General features: G+C 34.2%; 1 protein-coding gene. It reads right to left on the bottom strand.

The window, feature by feature from the left end; all coding sequences use genetic code 11:
- Nucleotides 1-32: 32 nt before the first annotated feature.
- Nucleotides 33-202: transposase (locus FS806_RS25550; protein WP_144942163.1), on the bottom strand; the 170-nt coding region annotated here is incomplete at its 5' end.

Genomic DNA, 202 nt, shown 5'->3' with positions numbered 1-202 from the left:
CTTATATGCTTTGTTTGCCATATCGAATCACCTCACTTTACACCTTGATTTTCTATATATTTTTTTATCACTTCAATTGGAGCACCACCTGTTGTAAGCAAACAAAAACTCCTTGACCAAAAATACTCTTTCCACAGTTTCTTTTTCACCTGTGGAAAATGCTTTTTGATAAGTCGTGAACTTGCACTTTTATAGGCATTGA

The organism is Paenibacillus sp. 32O-W (assembly GCF_007679495.1).
GTDB lineage: Bacteria > Bacillota > Bacilli > Paenibacillales > NBRC-103111 > Paenibacillus_L > Paenibacillus_L residui.
This window is presented reverse-complemented; position numbering and strand designations above follow the sequence as displayed.